The sequence below is a fragment of the Streptomyces sp. NPDC001380 genome (assembly GCF_042895785.1).
In the GTDB taxonomy this organism is placed as follows: Bacteria; Actinomycetota; Actinomycetes; order Streptomycetales; family Streptomycetaceae; genus Peterkaempfera.
On sequence record NZ_JBIAWP010000004.1, the window covers coordinates 298,719 to 318,762 of the forward strand.

The window sequence follows — 20,044 nt, forward strand, 5'->3', positions numbered from 1 at the left end:
GGGGCGGCCGCGCGCGCCGCCGCGGGGGCCGCGGCGGAGGAGGTGACGGGGGCCGTGGCGGCCGTGCTCTCGGCGGCTCCGTCGGCGGGGACTGGACTCACTGGGTTCGCTCCTCGGCTGGTCGGGACGGCCGTGCCGCTGCCGGCCGGCCGCCGGTCAACGCCCGTCCCGGCCCTGGGCCTGGACGGCGGTGATGGCGACGGTGTTGACGATGTCCTGCACCAGGGCGCCGCGTGACAGGTCGTTGACCGGCTTGCGCAGCCCCTGCAGCACCGGGCCCACCGCGACGGCCCCGGCCGAGCGCTGCACGGCCTTGTAGGTGTTGTTGCCGGTGTTCAGGTCCGGGAAGACCAGGACGGTCGCCCGGCCCGCCACCTTCGACCCCGGCAGCTTGGTGGCGGCCACCCCCGGGTCCACGGCGGCGTCGTACTGGATCGGCCCCTCCACCAGCAGGTCCGGCCGCTGCGTGCGGACCAGCTCCGTCGCCTCGCGGACCTTGTCCACGTCCGCGCCCGAGCCGGAGGTGCCCGTGGAGTAGGAGAGCATCGCGATCCGCGGCTCCACCCCGAACTGGGCGGCGGTCCCCGCCGACTGGATCGCGATGTCGGCGAGCTGCCGGGCGTCCGGGTCCGGGTTGACCGCGCAGTCGCCGTAGACCAGCACCCGGTCGGCCAGGCACATGAAGAAGACCGACGAGACGATGGCGGCGCCCGGCGCCGTCTTGATGACCTCGAAGGCGGGCCGGATGGTGGCCGCGGTGGAGTGCACCGCGCCCGAGACCATGCCGTCGGCCAGGCCCTCCTGCACCATCAGGGTCCCGAAGTAGCTGACGTCGGCCACCACGTCGTAGGCCAGCTCCACGCTGACGCCCCGGTGCGCCCGCAGCTTCGCGTACACCTCGGCGAAGCGGTCCCGCAGCGGGGAGGACACCGGGTCCACGATGCGGGCGACCGCGCCGGAGGGCTCCCGGTCCAGGCCCAGGTCCACGCCGAGGTCGGCGGCGCGGCGGCGCACCGCGTCCTCGTCGCCGAGCAGGGTGAGGTCGCAGATGTTGCGGCGCAGCAGCACCTCGGCGGCGCGCAGCACCCGCTCCTCGGTGCCCTCGGGCAGCACCACGTGGCGGCGGTCCCCGCGGGCCCGCTCCAGGAGCACGTGCTCGAACATCATCGGGGTGACCCGCTCCGAGCGGCTCAGCTCGATCCGGTCCAGCAGCTCGGCGGTGTCCACGTGGAGCTCGAAGAGGCCGAGGGCGGTCTCCGCCTTGCGGGGGCTCGCCGCGGTCAGGCGGCCCTCCAGGCCCGACAGCGAGGCCGCGGTCGGCCAGCTGCCCGCAGGCGCCACCAGCACCGGCGTGCCCGGGGCCAGCCGGCCGGCCAGTGCCATCACCGCCGCGTCGGGGCGGATGCCGAGGGTGAGCAGCACGCCGGAGATCGACGGGGCGCCGGCGGCGTGCGCGGCCAGGGTGCCGATCAGCAGGTCGGCGCGGTCCCCGGGGGTGACCACCAGGGCCCCCTCGGTGAGGGCGGCCAGGAAGGTCGGCAGTGTGGCCCCGCCGAAGACGAAGCCCCGCACGTCGCGGGCCAGGCCGGCCGGGTCGCCGAGCAGCACCTCCGCGCCGGTGGCCTGCACGACCTGGGTGACGGTGGGCGCGGCGAGCGCCTGGTCCTCCGGGAGGATGTAGGACGGCACGGACGGCCGCCCCGCCAGGCGGCGGGCGATCTGCTGCTTGTCCGCGGGCGTCACCCGGTTGGCGACCATCGCCAGGATGTTGCAGCCCAGGTCGGAGTAGGCGCGGTAGGCGTTGCGGACCTCGGCGACCACGGCGTCGGGCCCCTCCCGCAGGCCGCCGACCACGGGCAGCACCCAGGCGCCGAACTCGTTCGCCAGCCGCGCGTTGAAGGACAGCTCGTCCGGGATGCTGGTGTCGGCGAAGTCGGTGCCGAGCACCAGCATCGCCTGGCACTTGCGCTCCAGCGTCCTGAACCTGTCCACCAGGACGGACACCAGCTCGTCCACCCCGCGCTCCGCCTGCAGCGCCGTGGCCTCCTCGTAGCTGAGGCCGTAGAGGTCCTCCAGGGGGAGGTCGATCCGGTACCGGCCGCGCAGCAGCTCCACCACGTGGTCGGAGCCCGGGCCGCCCGGGGCCGCGGCGTGGACCAGCGGACGGAACACCCCGACCCGGTCCACGTGGCGGGTCAGCAGCTCCATGACCCCCAGCTCGACCACCTGCCGGCCGTCCCCGCGGCCGATACCGGTCACGTACACGCTGCGCGCCACGCGTTCCACTCCGTTCCCTGGGCCTGCCGGGCGGGGCCCGCGCTGCGGTCCCGCGATCCCGCGGTGCCGTCGGGCACGTTCCGGGACACCTGTCGACCATACCCGCGTACCCGAGCCGGACGACGGGCACGGGTGGTCCCGGACCCGGCGGGACGGTCGGCCCGGAACACCGGGCCGACGGGGACGGCCGTGGACGGCCGGGACCGGCGGGCGTCGGGAGGGCCCGGAAGCAGCCGGGAACGCCCGGGAGCGGCCGGGAGCCCCGTGCCGACGTCGACGCCCTGGGCCGAGGGCCGAGGGCCGGTCGGAGGAGCGGCCCGGGTCCGCCGCGGCCCGGTCCGCCCCTCCGACCGCCCCTGCCGGACCACACCCCTGACCGCCGGCTCGTGCCGGGCGGCGCCGCACCGCCCCCGTCGGCACCCACCCCGCGCTCCCCCCGTCCGCGTCGCACCCGTCCTGGCATCCCGGCGTCCCGGCGTACCGGCGTCCCGCCGCAACGCCGACGACCGCCCGGAGTCTCCTCCGGGCGGCCGCCCACGTCTCGCCCCCTCGGTTCCCCCTCGGCGAGTCTCCCCCCTCGGAGTCCCTCTCCCCCCGGATCCCCCCGGCGGGACTCCTTCCCTCGCGCGGCCTCCCCTGCCGTGCGCGGGATCCTCGGTACCGGGTCCGGCGTCCGCCGGACGGTTCCCCAACCGCCCGCGGCCCCCCGGCCGTACGGCCGGACCCTGCACCAGGTCTGCTGCTGCCTCCGCCCCGCTACCCGGCCACCGTCGCGTCGGGTGCCTGGAGCTGGATCAGCGTGGCCGTCAGGCTGTAGGCCAGGGACTTGCCCTGGATGCTGTTGCCGGCCTGCTCGTCGATGCGCCCGGTGACCGTCACCCGCTGCTGGTCCCCCGGATCGAGCCTGAAGTACTCCGCGAACCCGGCGTAGTCGCCGTCGGTCCGCGTGTACGGCACGTCACCCGACTGCGGGGCGTTGGGCCCCAGGCTGTGGGCGAACGCGTCGTCGAGGTCGATGTCGAACTCCTTGTCGCCGAGGTCGCGGCCCGTGCTGCTGCGCCGCTCGATGGCGACGTGCAGGTGGAAGTACTTGAGGTCGGCGTCCCGGACCGCCTCCTCGCCGGACCCGACGCCGTCCCGGTGCAGGGCGAGGCGCACCTTGCCGCTCAGCGAGCCGCCGCCGCTGAACACCGCGCTGAGCGTCGGCAGCGGACTGCCCGGGACGAGGTCCGTCGCCGACGGCGCCGAGGTGGTGGACGCGGACCCGAGGGTGAGTGTGCCGGTCTGGACGGTGGTGGAGCCGGTGTTCTGGGTGTCGGTGAACCACGCGTAGGTCCCTCCGGTGACGGCCACGGCGGCGGCGGCCAGGGATACCGATCCGGCGAGCGCGGCGACCTTCCTGCTGCTCCTGAACACGCTCATCCCGTCCCGACCGTCCTCATGTCCGTCCACGTCCGCGCGGTGGTCCGCCGCTGCACGCCACGTGCGTTCCGCCCGCACCTCCCTGCCGGTGCGGCATCTGACGACAAGACTGCCGGGGGGCCGCCCCCGCCACATCACCAAAGCGCAGTAAGCGCCTATCCCCACTTTTGACGATGCGCTGGACCCGCTCCCGCGGAAGGATCGGAAGGGCGACTGGTGTCAGGGCCCCCGGTCGCGACGCACACGCCGCCGGCCGACCACGGGCCGCGCGGAAGGGGAAGGCACGGGCGGGAGATCAACTGTGGCGACCACGGCTCCCCGGGCGAGGGGATCGCACCGCCGTCCCGCGGCCGGCCCCTCGGTGCCGGGCAGGGCCTCCGGGGGGCGCCGGGGCCGTCGCGGGCGGGGCCGCGGCGCCCCCTCCCGCACCACCGGCTCGCCGCGCGGCCGGGGCCGGGCGCCGCGGGGCCCCGGGGGCGCCCTGCGCGTCGCGGCCCGGGTCCTGGTCCTGCTCGCCGCGGCGGGAGCCGTCGCCCTGGCCCTGGCGCTGACCGTGCTCCCGCTGGCCGTGCACGGCTCGGTGCTGACCGTCCTCACCGGGAGCATGGACCCGGCGATCCCGCCCGGGTCCGTGGTGGTGGACCGCCCGGTGCAGCCCGGGTCGATCAGACGCGGCGACGTGGTCACCTTCCGCTCCGGCCGCTCCCCGTCCGGCGGGGAGCAGCTGGTCACCCACCGGGTGGTGGCCGTCCACAGCAGCCGCGTCGGGCTGTCGTTCACCACGAAGGGCGACGCCAACCGCGTCGACGACCCCGGCCGCCGTGACGCGTCCGACGTCCGGGGCCGGGTCTGGTTCCACCTGCCGCAGATCGGCCTCTGGCGGCAGCGGCTGCTCTCCGGGGCCGGCGCACTCGTAGTCGGCGGCCTCGCCCTCGGCGTCTGGGGGGCGCGGACGCTCGCCTGGGCGCTCCGCCCGGCGGAGGGGGGCGCCGGGGCGCCGCAGGAGGGGGGCTCGGGCCCCGGCCCCGGCCCCGGCCGCAGGCGCGGGCACGGCACGGTGGAGTGGGACGGCGGTGCCTGACCGCGGGCGCCACCGCAGGCGGCCCGCCCCCGCCGCACCGAGCCCGCTGCTGCGCCGCCTCGCCGCCGCGGTCCTCTTCGGCGCGGCTGGGACCGCCGCTTCCACACCGCTCTGGGGAACCACCGGCGCCTGGCTCACCGACACCGCGGACTCCGGCACCGTCCGCGTCGACACGGCCCCCGACCCCGAGACCCCCCACGCCGAAACCCCCCGCTCCGAGGCGGCCGTGCCTGCGGCCGCCGCTCCCGGTGCGGCCGGCTCCCCGGAGCGGTCCCCGGCCCCCGGCCCCGCCGCCCGGAACAGCCCCGCCCCGCAAGGCGCGCACCCGGACGCCGCCGGACCGGCGGAGACCGGACAGGCCGGCACCGGGCGGACGGGAGGCGCACGGACAACCGGCGGGAGCGGGGGCACCGGCAGGCACCGGGCCGTGCCCCCGGGCGGCCCTGCCCCGGGCGGTGCTGCCCCGGGCGGTGCTGCCCCGGCTGGCGGTGCCGCGGACGGCGCCGGCCGGTCCGGTGCGCAGGGAGGCACCGGGGGGCGCGGACGATAGCGGGAGTTCCGGTCGGAGGGGGGAATACGCCGGTTCGGCGCCGTCTGTCAGCGGCCTGGACTACGATCCGTCACGCTGCGGTGCCGAACGGTTGCACCGCGTCGATCTGCCCGCCTGCGGGCCGCGCTCCTGCCTGCCACCTGCGCGTCCGGGCCGGGCCGGGGACCGCGTCGGCAGCTGGGGGATGCGTATGACAGCAGGACACCAGACCTCCGCCCGCCGGATCCACCGCGCCCCGCGGCGGCCCCGGCCCCGGCTCCGGGCCGTCCTGCGCCGCGGACCGGCCCGCTGGGGCGCGGCCGGCGACACCGCGGCGGTGGCCGCCGCCACGGCCGCCGCCCTGCTGCTCGCCGCCGGTCCCGCCGACCGCCTCCTCCCGCTGCGGCAGACCCACCTCCTGCTCGTCCTCGCCGCCGCCGGCACCGGCGCGGCCGCGGTCGGCGTCGCCGCGCTGACCCCGCGGCTGGCCGGCGGGGGCGGGCGGCCGCACCCGGTCGTCGCGGCGGCGCTGCTCCTGCACAGCCTCGTCCTGATGCCCGCCTCGGTGGTCGACACCGGGTCCGACGAGGCGCTGCGCTGGCTGGCCGCCATCCGCTTCACCGCCTCGGTCTGCTTCGTCCTGCTGCTGGCCGCCGCGCTCCGCACCCACCCGCCCCGCTGGACCCGGGGCCTGCGCGGAGTCCTGGCCGCAGTGGCCGCGACCGCGGCCGGCGGCCTGCTCGGACCCTCCCTCCTGCCGCCGCTGCAGTCCTCGTCCGGCGACCGGCCGCCCGCCCTGGCGCTGGCGGCGGCCTGGCTCGCCGTCTCGCTGGCGCACCTCGGCACCGGGCTCCGCCGCGGCGACCGGCTGCGCACCCGGCTCGGCCTCGGACTCTCCGTGGCCGCGGCCGCCCAGCTGGGAAGGGTGCTGGCGGGCCACCCGGTCTGGGCGCCGGACCTGGTCTCGGCCGCGCTCCGGCTGCTGGGCCTGCTCGTCGTGCTGGCCGCGCTGACCGCCGACTTCCTCCACCAGGCCGACCGGGTCGAGGGGCGCCTGCGTGCCTCCGACCGCCGGGCCCGGCAGGCCGCCGAGCGCGACCACGAGATGCGCAACGCCCTGGCCGGCCTGTCCGGCGCCGCCTACCTGCTGCGGGCCGCGGGCGCCCGGCTGGGCCCCGGCGAGCAGGCCGAGCTGGGAGCCGCCGTCCAGGCCGAGCTGGAGCGCCTCCGGGAGCTGCTGGCCCGTGACGGCAGCCGCCCGTCCGACGACCCGGACGGCCACGAGGTGGAGCCGGTGCTGCGCCGGCTGGTGGTGCTGCGCCGCATGGTGGGCGCCGACGTCGAGCTGGCGGCCGAGCCGGGGCTGCGGACCACCGTTCCCGCCTCCGTCCTCGCCCAGGTGGCCAGCAACCTCCTGGCGAACTGCGAGCGCCACGCCCCCGGCGCCCGGGTGCGGGTGGCGGCCCGGAGGGAGGGCGGCGCGGTCCTGGTGGAGGTGTCCGACGACGGGCCGGGGCTGGCCCCGGGCGCCGAGCGGCGGGTGATGCGGCGCGGGGTGCGGGACACCGGTGCGGGCGGCAGCGGGCTCGGCCTGTACGTCAGCTCCCGGCTGCTCGCGGAGCACGGCGGCGCGGTCCGCCTCCTGCCCCGCGACCCGCTGCGGCCCGGCTGCACGGCGGTGGTGGAACTGCCCGCCGCCGGGGAGCCGGGCGCCCGGGTGTCCGCCGCCTGACCTCCCCCCGGCCGGACGGATCCGCCCCGCCGCCGGACCGCCACCCGCCGGATCCACCCGCCGGGTCCGCCCCCACGGACCCGGCCCCGGGGCCACCGGTCCGGGCGCCGCCCGCCCCGCGGCCCGGTCCCGCCCGTGCCGGCCCCTCCTCCCGCACGACGAACCGCCCCTCCGCCCTCTCCGGGGAAGACCGTGACCGTACTCGTCATCGACGACCACCGACTCGTCGGCACCACCCTGGTCCTCGCCCTGCGCGGACACGGGCTGGACGCCTGCACCGCCGTCGGCCGCACCCTCGCCGCCCTGCTCGACGAGGCGGCCGGGCTGCCCCCGGGGCTCGCCCTCCTCGACCTCGACCTCGGGCGCGGCGACGACGGCACCGAACTGGACGGCGTCGAGCTGGTGGCCCCGCTCTGCGCGGCGGGCTGGACGGTGCTGGTGGTCACCGGCACCACCGACCGCGCCCGGATCGCCGCCGCGGTCTGCCGCGGCGCGGTGGGCTGGGTCGCCAAGTCCGCCCCCTTCGAGGACCTGGTCCGCACCGCGCTCGACGCCGCGGCGGGCTTCCCGGTGCTCGCCCCCGCCGAGCGCGCCGAGCTGGTCGACCTGCACCGCCGCACCGTCGCCGACCGGCCCGCGGCGGGGGGCGCCGACCGGTCCCGCCTGCTGGAGCGCCTGACCCCGCGCGAGGCGGCGGTGCTGCGCGCCCTCGCGGAGGGCCGCCGGGCCAGGGCCATCGCCGAGGAGTCCTGGGTCGCGCTCTCCACCGTGCGCAGCCAGATCCGGTCGATCCTCGTCAAACTGGAGGTCAACTCCCAGCTGGAGGCGGCCGCCCTGGGCCGCGAGCTGTTCCCCCCGTCCCGGTCCTGACCCGTCCCGGTCCTGACCCGTGCCGGCCGGGCCGCCGGTGCGTCCCGGCCGCCAGGAGCCCGCCCGGCGCACCCCCGGTGTCCGCCCGGCACACCCCCGGCGCACGTCCGGCCCGCCATCGGACGGACGGCGGGCCGGACGGCTCCCCGCGCCGGGACCGGGCGGACCGGTCCCGGCGCAGGCGGCGCAGGCGGCTCAGGCGGGCCGGAGCCAGATCGTCGCCAGCGGCGGCAGGACCAGCTCGGCGCTGACGTCGCGCCCGTGCCGGCTGTCGGCCTCGGCCTTGACCGGGTCCGGGTTGCCGACCCCGCTGCCGCCGTAGACGGCCGCGTCGGTGTTGAGCACCTCGGTCCACAGCCCGTGCGATCCGGCGGGGGCGTGCGGCAGCCCCACCCGGTAGCCCCGCCGGACGACGGGGGAGAGGTTGCTGACCATCACCAGCGGGTTCCCGGCGGTGTCGTGGCGGACGAAGGAGAAGACGTTGTCCTCGGCCGCGCCGCCGTCCAGCCAGGAGAAGCCCGCCGGGTCGGTGTCCCGCTCCCACAGGGCCGGGGTGTCCCGGTAGACCCGGTTGAGGGCGGCCACCAGCCGCTGCACGCCCCTGTGGTCCTCGGCGGCCGGCCACTTCTCGTCCAGCACCCACCACTGCGGCCCGGCGTCGTGGTCGAACTCGGAGCCCTGCGCGAACTCCTGCCCCATGAAGAGCAGCTGCTTGCCCGGGTGCGCCCACATGAAGGCGAGGTAGGCCCGCAGGTTGGCCCGCTGCTGCCACCAGTCGCCGGGCATCTTGGAGACGAGCGAGCCCTTGCCGTGCACCACCTCGTCGTGCGAGATCGGCAGGATGTAGTTCTCCGAGTAGGCGTACACCATCGAGAAGGTCATCTCGTTGTGGTGGTACCTGCGGTGCACCGGGTCCTTGGACATGTACTCCAGGGAGTCGTGCATCCAGCCCATGTTCCACTTCAGGCCGAAGCCGAGGCCGCCGGTGCCGCCCGGGCCGACGGCGTGGGTGGGCCGGGTGACGCCGTCCCAGGCGGTGGACTCCTCGGCGATGGTGACCGCGCCGGGGCAGCGCCGGTAGACGGTCGCGTTCATCTCCTGGAGGAAGGCGACGGCGTCCAGGTTCTCCCTGCCCCCGTACTGGTTGGGGGTCCACTGCCCGTGCTCGCGCGAGTAGTCGAGGTAGAGCATGGAGGCCACCGCGTCCACCCGCAGCCCGTCCACGTGGTATTCCTGGCACCAGAAGACGGCGTTGGCCACCAGGAAGTTGCGGACCTCGGTGCGGCCGTAGTCGAACTCCAGGGTCCCCCAGTCGGGGTGCTCGGCCCGCAGCGGGTCGGCGGGCTCGTACAGCGGCTCGCCGTCGTAGCGGGCCAGCGCGAAGTCGTCCTTGGGGAAGTGCGCCGGCACCCAGTCGACGATCACGCCGATGCCCGCCCGGTGCAGGGCGTCCACCAGGAACCTGAAGTCGTCGGGCCCGCCCATCCGGGCGGTCGGCGCGTAGTAGTAGGAGACCTGGTAGCCCCACGAGCCGCCGAAGGGGTGCTCCATCACCGGCAGGAACTCCACGTGGGTGAAGCCCAGCTCCTTCACGTACTCCGGCAGCGCCTCGGCGAGCTCCCGGTAGGAGAGCCCCGGCCGCCAGGACGGCAGGTGCACCTCGTAGACCGACATGGGCTCCCGGTGGTGCTGCCCGGCCTCCCGGGCGGCCATCCACTCCCCGTCGCCCCACGTGTACCGCGAGGTGTGCACGACCGACGCGGTGCCCGGCGGGCACTCGGCGGACTGCGCCAGCGGGTCCGCCTTCTGGATCAGCCGGCCGTCGCGGGTGCGGATCTCGTACTTGTACCGGGTGCCCTCGCCCATGCCGGGCACGAAGAGCTCCCACACGCCGGAGGCGCCCAGCGAGCGCATGGGGTGGCAGCAGCCGTTCCACCCGTTGAAGTCGCCGACGAGCCGCACGCCCACCGCGTTGGGCGCCCACACGGCGAAGGTCGTGCCGGTGACGGTGCCGAACGCGCTCTCGTAGCTGCGGACGTGCGAGCCGAGGGCCTCCCACAGCTGCTCGTGCCGGCCCTCGCGGATGAGGTGCAGGTCGATCTCGCCGAGGCTGGGCAGGAAGCGGTAGCCGTCCTCCTGGACATGCTCGGTGCCGCCGTAGGTCACCCGCAGCCGGTAGTCCGGGACGAGGTCCACCGGCAGCATGCCGGTGAACAGGCCGTCCCGCTGGTGGACCAGTTCCGCGCGGCCGATGGTCGTCTCCACCACGACCCGCTCGGCCATGGGCCGCAGCGCCCGGACCGCCACTCCGCCCTGCACCGGGTGCGCCCCGAGGACGCCGTGCGGGTCGTGGTGGGCGCCGGAGACCAGCCGGTCGATCTCGCCGGGGGAGAGCGGCGCCTCCGGCAGCCGGATCGGCTCCGACTCCCGTCCGCCGCCGGCGGCGGACGGCCCGGCGGGCGCGTCCCCGGTGGGAGCGGACTCCGTATCGGGTCGGGGCGCCACCACGGACGGCTGCTGCCGCTGGAGCTGCGAAGTCGGGCGGGTCGGGTCGGACGCGGTCACGGCCGATGCCTCCTCGGGCGGGTCGGTGTCGCGGGGGTTCGGGTCGCGCGGGCGCGGGCCGCCGGGGCGGCCCGCCGGTCGGGCGTGGGGGGTCGGGTCTGCGGGCGGGCCGGCTCCGGGAACCGGCCCGCGGCCGTCACGCCGGGGCGGCGCCCGCAGCGAGGCGGCGGACGGCGGACATCGGGATGGGCAGCCAGTCGGGCCGGTGCCGGGCCTCGTACACGACCTCGTACACGGCCTTGTCGATCTCGAAGGCCCGCATCAGCGCCGGGTCGGTGCGCGGGTCCTCGCCGCCGCCCGCCGCGTACCCGGCGCAGAAGGCCGCCCGGTTGCGGACCGCCCAGGCGGTGGCCAGCCGCGCCAGGTGGTCGCGGTCGGCGGACTGTCGGCCGCCGCCGCGCGGGTCGGGGACGGTCGCGGGCTGCTCGGCGAGCAGGTGGGCGGCCGCGTAGTCGAAGGAGCGCAGCATCGCCGCCACGTCCTGCACGGCGGGCCGCAGCCGGCGCCGCTCGGCGAGGGTCTTGGCGGGCTCGCCCTCGAAGTCCAGCAGCACCCAGCCGTCGGCGGTCCGCATGGACTGGCCGAGGTGCAGGTCGCCGTGGATGCGCTGGATGCGCAGCGGGCGCCCGTCGCGGCCCGGGTCGGCCAGGGCCCGGAAGGCGTCCTGGAGGGCGGGCCGGTAGGGCAGCAGGTCGGGCACGGCCACGGTGGCCGCGTCCAGCCGCCGGGCCATGGCGGCGGCCAGCTGGTCGGTCTGCGCCCGGTCGAGGACGCCGACGGGCAGGGTGCGGGCGAGGGCCAGGTGGACCTCGGCGGTGGCGCGGCCCAGGAGGAACGCCTCGGCGGAGAAGTTGCCGCTGACGTGGTCGGCGGGCCGCCCGTCGCGGCCGCTGGACCACTCCGGCTCGGTGCACAGCCGCTGCACGTGCTCCAGGGCCAGCTCCCAGCCGTCGCGGGCGCCCGCCAGGAACTGCTGGAGCAGGCCCAGGGTGGCCGGGTCGGAGTCGCCGCTGCCCGCCAGCCGCGTCTCGAACCAGGCGGCCGGGCGGGGGATGCGGGTGGACCCGGCCCGGGCGAGGGCCAGCGACAGCTCCAGGTCGGGGTTGACGCCGGGGCTGACCCGCCGGAAGAGCTTGAGGATCAGGGCGTTGCCGTAGACCAGCGAGGTGTTGCTCTGCTCGGCGGTGACGGCCCGGCCGACGAGCCCGGCCGGGATCTGCGCGCCGGGCAGCCGCCGGAACGCCAGCGGGCCCACGTCGCCCGGCTCGGCGAACCGGGTGAGCAGCCAGCGGGTGAGGTCGGTGTCGTGGGCCCCGTCGTAGACGACGGTGCCGTCGTAGGGGCCGCCGGAGAGGCGGCCGATGACGGCGCCGCCGAGCCGCCCCGGCAGTTCGGCGCCGGCGGCCAGCAGCAGCTGGTAGACGTCCGCGGTGGACTGGTCGTCGCCGCCCGTGCGCTGTTCGACCCGCAGCAGCAGGTGGACGAGGGCGGGGTCGCCCTCCAGCAGGAGGGTGGCGCCGATCGGTGTGATCCCGGTGACCGGCCGCCCCTTGCCGGCGAACCAGCGCTGACCGGGCAGCCAGGACTGCAGCAGCGGCAGTGCTGCTTCGACCAGGGCGTCGGTTCCGGCACGGGTGCCTGGACGGGCCGCGGGGCCGCTGCGCGGTCCGCTGTTGACGGTGGCTCGAGACCGGGAGGTGTCCGACATGGCTCCCTTTCCCCGGATGAGACGGTATGCCCGGCTCGGGTGGGTTAGCCGGATTTGCCAGTCTTCCGGATTTCGGCGGCGCGGCGGCTCCGGCACGCGGTCCGGGACCGCATGTCACGCCTTGGGCGGGTGTGGTGGGTTCCTGGTGTGTCTCCGTACGGTGGTGCGGTGGGCCCCCCGGCACGGCCCGTCGCCGCGCCGGGAGGCCCCGCGGTCCGGGGTCCGCCGGGTCAGAGTGCGTCGGGCCGGCGCAGTCGGAACCAGTAGAACCCGTGCCCCGCCAGGGTCAGCAGGTACGGCAGCTCGCCGATCGCCGGGAAGCGCACGCCGCCGATCAGCTCCACGGGGTGCCGGCCCGCGTACTCGCGGAGGTCGAGCTCGGTCGGCTGCGCGAACCTGGAGAAGTTGTTCACGCACATGACCAGGTCGTCCCCGTACTCGCGCACGAAGGCCAGCACCGCCGGGTTGCTGGACGGCAGCTCGGCGTAGCTGCCCAGCCCGAAGGCCGGGTTGAGCTTGCGGATCTCGATCATCCGGCGGGTCCAGTGGAGCAGCGAGCTGGTGTTGCTCATCTGCGCCTCGACGTTGGTCACCTGGAAGCCGTAGACCGGATCCATGATGGTCGGCAGGTTGAGCCTGCCCGGGTCGCAGGACGAGAAACCGGCGTTTCGATCGGGTGTCCACTGCATCGGGGTGCGCACCCCGTCGCGGTCGCCCAGCCAGATGTTGTCGCCCATGCCGATCTCGTCGCCGTAGTAGAGGACGGGCGAGCCGGGGAGCGACATCAGCAGCGCGGTGAAGAGCTCGATCTGGTTGCGGTCGTTGTCCAGCAGCGGCGCGAGCCGGCGGCGGATGCCCACGTTGGCCCGCATCCGCGGGTCCTTCGCGTACTCCGCGTACATGTAGTCGCGCTCCTCGTCGGTGACCATCTCCAGGGTCAGCTCGTCGTGGTTGCGCAGGAAGATGCCCCACTGGCAGCCCGCGGGGATCTTCGGCGTCTTGGCCAGGATCTCCGAGACCGGGTAGCGCGACTCGCGGCGCACCGCCATGAAGATCCGCGGCATCACCGGGAAGTGGAACGCCATGTGGCACTCGTCGCCGCCGCCCTCGAAGTCGCCGAAGTAGTCGACGACGTCCTCCGGCCACTGGTTGGCCTCGGCCAGCAGCACCGTGTCGGGGTAGGCGGCGTCGATCTCGGCCCGCACCCGCCTGAGGAAGGAGTGCGTCTCGGGCAGGTTCTCGCAGTTGGTGCCCTCGCGGGCGTACAGGTACGGGACCGCGTCCAGCCGGAAGCCGTCGATGCCCAGGTCCAGCCAGAACTTCAGGGCCGCGATCATCTCCTCCTGGACCGCCGGGGAGTCGAAGTTCAGGTCCGGCTGGTGGGAGAAGAAGCGGTGCCAGAAGTACTGCTTGCGGACCGGGTCGTACGTCCAGTTCGACGTCTCGGTGTCGACGAAGATGATCCGCGCGTCCGGGAACTGCTTGTCGTCGTCGGCCCACATGTAGTAGTCGCCGTACGGCCCGTCCGGGTTCTTGCGGGACTCCTGGAACCACGGGTGCTGGTCGCTCGTGTGGTTCATGACGAAGTCGATGATCACCCGCATGCCCCGCTGGTGGGCGGCGTCCACGAACTCCACGAAGTCGGCCAGGTCGCCGAACTCGGGCAGCACCGCGGTGTAGTCCGAGACGTCGTACCCGCCGTCGCGCAGCGGCGAGGCGAAGAACGGCGGCAGCCAGAGGCAGTCCACGCCCAGCCACTGCAGGTAGTCCAGTTTCGCGGTGAGCCCCTTGAGGTCCCCGACGCCGTCTCCGTTGCTGTCCTGGAAGGAGCGGACGAGGACTTCGTAGAACACCGCCCGCTTGAACCAGTCCGGGTCGCGGTCCTTCTGGGGGGTGTCCTCGAACGTGTCGGGAACGGGCTCGTTGACGATCACTCTGCGGTCCTCCGAACCGTGAGGATGTGCGCCGGCTGCTGGGACGGGTCGAGCCGGACGTAGTTGTGCTGACCCCAGCGATACGTGGCACCGGTGAGCTCGTCGCGCACCGTCAGGTGGTCGTGCCACTCCAGCCCGAGTGCGGGCAGGTCCAGGGAGACGGTCGCCTCCTGCGCGTGGTGGGGGTCGAGGTTGACCACCACCAGCACGGCGTCGTCGTGGTCGGACGGGGCCCCGGCGCCGCCGACCCCGGCGCCCGTCGTGCGCTTGGAGAAGGCCAGCACGGAGTCGTTGTCCGCGTGGTGGAAGCGGATGTTGCGCAGCTCGCGCAGCGCCGGGTGGCGCCGGCGCAGCCGGTTGAGCGCGGTGATCAGCGGGGCCAGGGTGCGGCCCTCGGCCTCGGCGGCGGCCCAGTCGCGCGGCCGCAGCTGGTACTTCTCCGAGTCCAGGTACTCCTCCGACCCCGGCCGCACGGCGGTCCCCTCGTACAGCTCGTAGCCCGCGTACACCCCCCAGGAGGGCGAGAGGGCGGCGCCCAGCACCGCCCGCAGCGCGAAGGCCGCCGGGCCGCCGTGCTGCAGCACGGCGTGCAGGATGTCCGGGGTGTTCACGAAGAAGTTCGGCCGCATGTAGGAGGCCGCCTCCCCGCTCAGCTCGGTCAGGTACTCCGTCAGCTCCTGCTTGCCGTTGCGCCAGGTGAAGTAGGTGTACGACTGGTGGAAGCCGATCTTGCCCAGGGTGTGCATCATCGCGGGGCGGGTGAACGCCTCGGCGAGGAAGAGCACGTCCGGGTCGGTGCGGGCGATGTCGGCCAGCACCCGCTCCCAGAAGAGCACCGGCTTGGTGTGCGGGTTGTCCACGCGGAAGATCCGCACCCCGTGGTCCATCCAGAAGCGCAGCACCCGCAGCGTCTCGCGGACCAGGCCGTCGAAGTCCCGGTCGAAGTCGATCGGGTAGATGTCCTGGTACTTCTTCGGGGGGTTCTCCGCGTAGGCGATGGAGCCGTCGGCGCGGTGCCGGAACCACTCCGGGTGCTTCTCCACCCACGGGTGGTCCGGCGAGCACTGGAGCGCGAAGTCCAGCGCCACCTCCATGCCCAGCTCCCGGGCGCGGGCGGTGAAGGCGTCGAAGTCCTCGATCGTGCCCAGGTCCGGGTGGACCGCGTCGTGGCCGCCCTCGGGCGAGCCGATCGCCCACGGCGAGCCCACGTCGTGGGGGCCCGCGGTCAGCGTGTTGTTGGGGCCCTTGCGGAACGCCCGTCCGATCGGGTGGATCGGCGGCAGGTACACGACGTCGAAGCCCATCTCCGCGACGGCCGGCAGCCGCTCCGCGGCGGTGCGCAGCGTGCCGCTGCGCGGCGGCTCCAGCCCGGCCGGGTCGACGACCGCGCCCTCGGAGCGCGGGAAGAACTCGTACCAGGAGCCGAACAGCGCCCGCGGGCGGTCCACCTGCAGCGGCAGCGGCCGCGAGGAGGTCACCAGCTCCCGCAGCGGGTGGCGGACCAGGACGGCGGCGACCTCGGCGGAGACCGCCGCGGCCAGCCGGGTCATCGGGGGCAGCCCGGAGTCGCGCAGCGCGGTGACGGCGGCGAGCACCGCGGCCCGGCCGTCGTCCTCGGGCACGCCCGCGGCGGCCCGCTCCAGCAGCAGGGCGCCCTCCTCCAGCACCAGCTCGGTGTCCATCCCCACGGGGATCTTCACCTTGGCGTGGTGCCGCCAGGTCTCCACCGGGTCGCTCCACGCCTCCACCGCGTACGTCCACAGGCCCTCGCCGGTGGGCGTCACGTCGGCGCCCCACCGGTCGGTGCCGGGGGCGAGCTCGCGCATGGGCGTCCAGGGCCCGGCCTGGCCGTCGGGGCCGCGCAGCACCACGTTCGCGTTGACCGCGTCGTGTCCCTCGCGGAACACCGTGGCCGTCACGGGGAAGGTCTCGCCCGCCACCGCCTTGGCGGGGCGGCGGCCGCAGTCGACCAGCGGCCGCACGTCCAGGACGGGGATGCGCCCCACGATGGTGCCGCCGTCCGCTGTGCCGCCGTCCGCGGTGCCGCCCGCCGGGGCGGCGGCCTGTGCCACCGCCGGGGCGGCGGCGGGGCGCCGGGCGGGGGCCTTCTTCGCCGCGGACCGCTTCGCCGGGGCCTTCTTCGCCGGGGCCTTCTCGGCCGTCTTCCTCACCGCCGCCTTCTTCGCGGCGGCCCTCCCCGCGGGGGCCTCCCCTGCAGGGGTCTTCTCGGAGGGGGTCTTCTTCGCAGCCGTCTTCTTCGCCACCGGTGTCTTCTCCGCAGCCGTCGCCGTCGCCGTCTTCCGCGTCCCGGCGGCGCCCACCGGGGCGCCCGCCGTCTCCGCGGCCTTCAGGGCCGGAACCGTCCCCCCGGACGGAGGCGCCTGCTGCGCCGGCACCGCGGGGGTCTGGTCGGCCTGCGGAACCCGTCCGGTGGTGCGGCCGGAGGTCTCCGGCGGGGTCGTGGGGACGGACGGTGTCCGCTTCTCGTCGTGCATGGCGAAGCTCCTGCCCGCGATCGGCGGCAGCTCCCACCGCGGGGCCCACCGCGTCCGGAACGGGGCGGTGGGGCCGGGAGGAGTACCGGGAGGACTGGTTTCGGGACGAAGGACCGGATGCGGTTGCGGTCCCGGAGAGCCTTCCCCCGCCTCTCCGTCCGGCAACCTGTCGGCGGCCGGGCCCCCGGCCGCGCGCCCCCGGCGGGGGCCGGACGCACTCCGGCGCACGCTCCGGTCGGGAGCGCCCCGACAGCCGTCCCGGAGGGTGGTCCGGACGGGCAGCCGTACCCGACTCGAGAACGAGCGCGCACGGAGCGAGGACACGCAGACATCAGCCACCGGTGATCATGTCGACGCGGAAGCGGATCCGGGCGGGAGCGAGGGGGAGGAACAGGGGAAACGGGAAACAGGGACATCCGGGCACGGAGCCCCGACGGAACCGGCGTCCGGCCGGACCTCCGCGGGGAGCCTTCGCCCCGCACGCATCCTCGCACCGGCGTCCGCCGCCATGCAGCAGTTTGGTCCTGTCTGCGGCGTGTCTCGGCCGCAGCCGGACGCTCCGGGCGGACCCCCGCGCGCCCGGCGCGCGGACGGAGCCGACCGCGCGCCCCCTGCGCCGCCGCGTGCGGCCCCGCGCCCGCAGTGATCTCCGACGCTGGGCCGAACGGCCCCCGGACGACGAGTTGACGCTGCCTGCGCGCCACCCCCGCGGCTAGGCTTCCGAGAGTGAAGGCAATCCGCAGATTCACAGTCCGCACCGTCCTGCCCGAGCAACTCCAGCCGCTGCACGACCTCGCTCTCAACCTGCGGTGGTCCTGGCACCCGGAGACCCGGGAACTCTTCCGCTCCGTGGACCCGGAGGTCTGGGAGGCCACCGGCGAGGACCCGGTCCGCCTCCTCGGCGAGGTCCCCGCGGCCAGGCTGGCGGCCCTCGCCGCCGACCGGCGCTTCCTGCGCCGCCTCCACGACACCGCCGACGAGCTCCACGACTACCTCACCGGCCCCCGCTGGTACCAGGGCGCCCCGCCCGGCACCGACGGCGAGCCGCTCCCCGCCGCCGTCGCCTACTTCTCCCCCGAGTACGGGATCGCCGCCGCCCTGCCGCAGTACTCCGGCGGCCTCGGCATCCTCGCCGGCGACCACCTCAAGGCCGCCAGCGACCTCGGCGTGCCGATCGTCGGCGTCGGCCTGTTCTACCGGCACGGGTACTTCCGCCAGTCCCTCTCCCGGGACGGCTGGCAGCAGGAGCGTTACCCGCTGCTCGACCCCAACGAACTCGCCGTCAGCCTCCTCCGCGAGCCCGACGGCAGCCCCTGCCGGGTCGTCCTCACCCTGCCCGGCGGCCGCCGGCTGCACGCCCACATCTGGAAGGCCCAGGTGGGACGCGTGCCGCTGCTGCTCCTCGACTCCGACATCGAGGAGAACTCCGCCGCCGAGCGCGACGTCACCGACCGCCTCTACGGCGGCGGCAGCGAGCACCGGCTGCTCCAGGAGATGCTGCTCGGCATCGGCGGCGTCCGCGCCGTCCGCACCTTCTGCCGCCTCACCGGCCACCCCGAGCCCGAGGTCTTCCACACCAATGAGGGCCACGCCGGCTTCCTCGGCGTGGAGCGCATCAGCGAACTCGCCCACGGCACCGGCCTCGACTTCGACGCCGCCCTGGAGGCGGTCCGCGCCGGCACCGTCTTCACCACCCACACGCCCGTCCCGGCGGGCATCGACCGGTTCGACCGCGACCTGGTCGCCCGCCACTTCGGCGGCGACGCGGCCCTGCCCGGCGTCCCCGCCGACCGGGTCCTCGCGCTGGGCGCCGAGTCCTGGGAGGGCGGCGACCCCCGCCTGTTCAACATGGCCGCCATGGGCCTGCGCCTGGCCCAGCGCGCCAACGGCGTCTCCACCCTCCACGGCGAGGTCAGCCGCCGGATGTTCAACGGCCTGTGGCCGGGCTTCGACGCCCCGGAGGTGCCCATCACCTCCATCACCAACGGCGTCCACGCCCCCACCTGGATCGACCCGGCCGTGGTCCGGCTGGGCGCCCGCGAGATCGGCGCCGCCCACGCCGAGAACGCCATGATCACCGGCGAGGCCAAGCGCTGGCACGGCGTCGAGGCCATCGCCGACGCCGACATCTGGGAGCTGCGCCGCGCCCTGCGCGCCCAGCTCGTCGACGAGGCCCGCCGCCGGCTGCGCACCTCCTGGCGGCAGCGCGGCGCCGGCGACGCCGAACTCGGCTGGACCGAGTCCGCGCTCGACCCCGACGTCCTCACCATCGGCTTCGCCCGCCGGGTGCCCTCCTACAAGCGGCTCACCCTGATGCTGCGCGACCCCGAGCGGCTGCGCCGCCTGCTGCTCCACCCCGAGCGGCCGGTGCAGATCGTCATCGCCGGCAAGGCCCATCCGGCCGACGACGGCGGCAAGCGGCTCATCCAGGAGATGGTCCGCTTCTCCGACGACCCCGCGGTGCGCCACCGCATCGTCTTCCTGCCCGACTACGACATGGCCATGGCGCAGCACCTCTACCCCGGCTGCGACGTCTGGCTCAACAACCCCCTCCGCCCGCTGGAGGCCTGCGGCACCTCCGGGATGAAGGCCGCCCTCAACGGCTGCCTCAACCTCTCGGTGCTCGACGGCTGGTGGGACGAGTGGTTCGACGGGTCCAACGGCTGGGCGATCCCCACCGCCGAGGGCACCGGCGTGGGCGGCAACGTCCACGGCGCCGGCATGACCGGCGGCCAGGGCATCGACGCCGACCGCCGGGACGACCTGGAGGCCTCGGCCCTGTACGACCTGATCGAGCACCAGGTCGCCGCCCGCTTCTACGACCGCGGGCCCGGCGGGCTGCCGCACCGCTGGATCGAGATGGTCCGCCACACCCTGGTCCACCTCGGCCCCAAGGTGCTCGCCGGGCGCATGGTCCGCGAGTACGTCGACCGGCTCTACGCCCCCGCCGCGGCCGCCCAGCGGCGCCTCGCCGGGACGGTCCCCGACGGGGAGGCGTACTCCGGCGCCCGCGAGCTCGCCGGCTGGAAGTCCCGCGTGCGGGAGGCCTGGTCGGCGGTCCGGGTGGAGCACGTGGAGGCCGGGGGACCCGCCGACGCCCCCGAACTCGGCTCCACCCTCGCGCTGCGGGTCCAGGTCGCGCTCGGCGCGCTGGAGCCGTCGGACGTGGACGTCCAGGCGGTCGCCGGCCGGGTCGACGACAGCGACCGCATCACCGACGCGGCCGTCGTCTCGCTCAAGCCCTCCGGCAGGCCCGGCCTCGACGGCCGCTGGCTCTACGAGGGACCGCTGGAACTCGCCCGCACCGGCCCCTTCGGGTACACCGTTCGGGTGCTTCCCGCGCACCCCCTGCTGGCCTCCACCGCCGAGCTCGGGCTCGTCGCCGTCCCGCCGGAGTCGGCGGGCATGGACGCCGGCCTGCTGCGCTGACG

At 75.7% G+C, this 20,044-nt stretch carries 10 protein-coding genes; 4 read left to right on the forward strand and 6 right to left on the reverse strand.

The features are described from left to right. Positions 1-156 precede the first annotated feature (156 nt). Positions 157-2,277: a phosphate acetyltransferase gene (gene pta / locus ACFY07_RS07920; RefSeq protein ID WP_390867862.1), complete on the reverse strand. Its 2,121-nt coding sequence runs from the start codon at positions 2,275-2,277 to the stop codon at positions 157-159. A 756-nt stretch (positions 2,278-3,033) separates the two neighbouring features. Then, positions 3,034-3,699, reverse strand: coding sequence for a TasA family protein (locus tag ACFY07_RS07925; protein WP_390867863.1), 666 nt, complete (start codon positions 3,697-3,699; stop codon positions 3,034-3,036). A 301-nt stretch (positions 3,700-4,000) separates the two neighbouring features. On the opposite strand from ACFY07_RS07925, the gene ACFY07_RS07930 reads away from it, so the two are divergent. The 3 genes from ACFY07_RS07930 to ACFY07_RS07940 all read left to right on the forward strand — a co-directional run bounded on the left by ACFY07_RS07930 (position 4,001) and on the right by ACFY07_RS07940 (position 7,911). Then, the gene (locus ACFY07_RS07930; RefSeq protein ID WP_390867864.1) at positions 4,001-4,780 is read left to right on the forward strand and encodes a signal peptidase I; all 780 of its coding nucleotides are present in this window, start codon (positions 4,001-4,003) and stop codon (positions 4,778-4,780) included. Between the two features lie 740 nt (positions 4,781-5,520). Further along, a complete protein-coding gene (locus ACFY07_RS07935) occupies positions 5,521-7,041 on the forward strand; it encodes a sensor histidine kinase (protein ID WP_390867865.1) in 1,521 nt (506 codons plus the stop codon). 192 nt (positions 7,042-7,233) lie between these two features. After that, on the forward strand, positions 7,234-7,911 hold the full coding sequence (locus ACFY07_RS07940; protein ID WP_390867867.1) for a LuxR C-terminal-related transcriptional regulator: 678 nt from the start codon (positions 7,234-7,236) through the stop codon (positions 7,909-7,911). Between the two features lie 195 nt (positions 7,912-8,106). Here the strand turns inward: ACFY07_RS07940 and glgB are convergent, their stop codons facing one another. The 4 genes from glgB to ACFY07_RS07960 form a co-directional block, all read right to left on the reverse strand. Beyond that, complete coding sequence (gene glgB, locus ACFY07_RS07945; RefSeq protein ID WP_390867868.1) at positions 8,107-10,476, reverse strand: 1,4-alpha-glucan branching protein GlgB; 2,370 nt, start codon at positions 10,474-10,476, stop codon at positions 8,107-8,109. A 136-nt stretch (positions 10,477-10,612) separates the two neighbouring features. Continuing rightward, a complete protein-coding gene (locus tag ACFY07_RS07950; RefSeq protein ID WP_230650798.1) occupies positions 10,613-12,184 on the reverse strand; it encodes a maltokinase in 1,572 nt (523 codons plus the stop codon). A 230-nt stretch (positions 12,185-12,414) separates the two neighbouring features. Further along, positions 12,415-14,118: a maltose alpha-D-glucosyltransferase gene (gene treS, locus ACFY07_RS07955; protein WP_230650803.1), complete on the reverse strand. Its 1,704-nt coding sequence runs from the start codon at positions 14,116-14,118 to the stop codon at positions 12,415-12,417. Further along, on the reverse strand, positions 14,115-16,127 hold the full coding sequence (locus ACFY07_RS07960) for a maltotransferase domain-containing protein (RefSeq protein WP_390867922.1): 2,013 nt from the start codon (positions 16,125-16,127) through the stop codon (positions 14,115-14,117). Before ACFY07_RS07960 ends, treS begins: the two co-directional genes overlap by 4 nt. A gap of 1,212 nt (positions 16,128-17,339) precedes the next feature. On the opposite strand from ACFY07_RS07960, the gene glgP reads away from it, so the two are divergent. Then, entirely contained in the window at positions 17,340-20,042 is a 2,703-nt protein-coding gene (gene glgP / locus ACFY07_RS07965; protein ID WP_390867869.1) for an alpha-glucan family phosphorylase, read from the forward strand. Positions 20,043-20,044: the final 2 nt, after the last annotated feature.

What these genes read in the sequence shown, in the direction of transcription:
- ACFY07_RS07925 (WP_390867863.1), bottom strand. Translation starts at nt 3,699, where the DNA reads ATGAGCGTGTTCAGGAGCAGCAGGAAGGTCGCCGCGCTCGCCGGATCG.
- ACFY07_RS07950 (WP_230650798.1), bottom strand. Translation starts at nt 12,184, where the DNA reads ATGTCGGACACCTCCCGGTCTCGAGCCACCGTCAACAGCGGACCGCGC.
- ACFY07_RS07935 (WP_390867865.1), top strand. Translation starts at nt 5,521, where the DNA reads ATGACAGCAGGACACCAGACCTCCGCCCGCCGGATCCACCGCGCCCCG.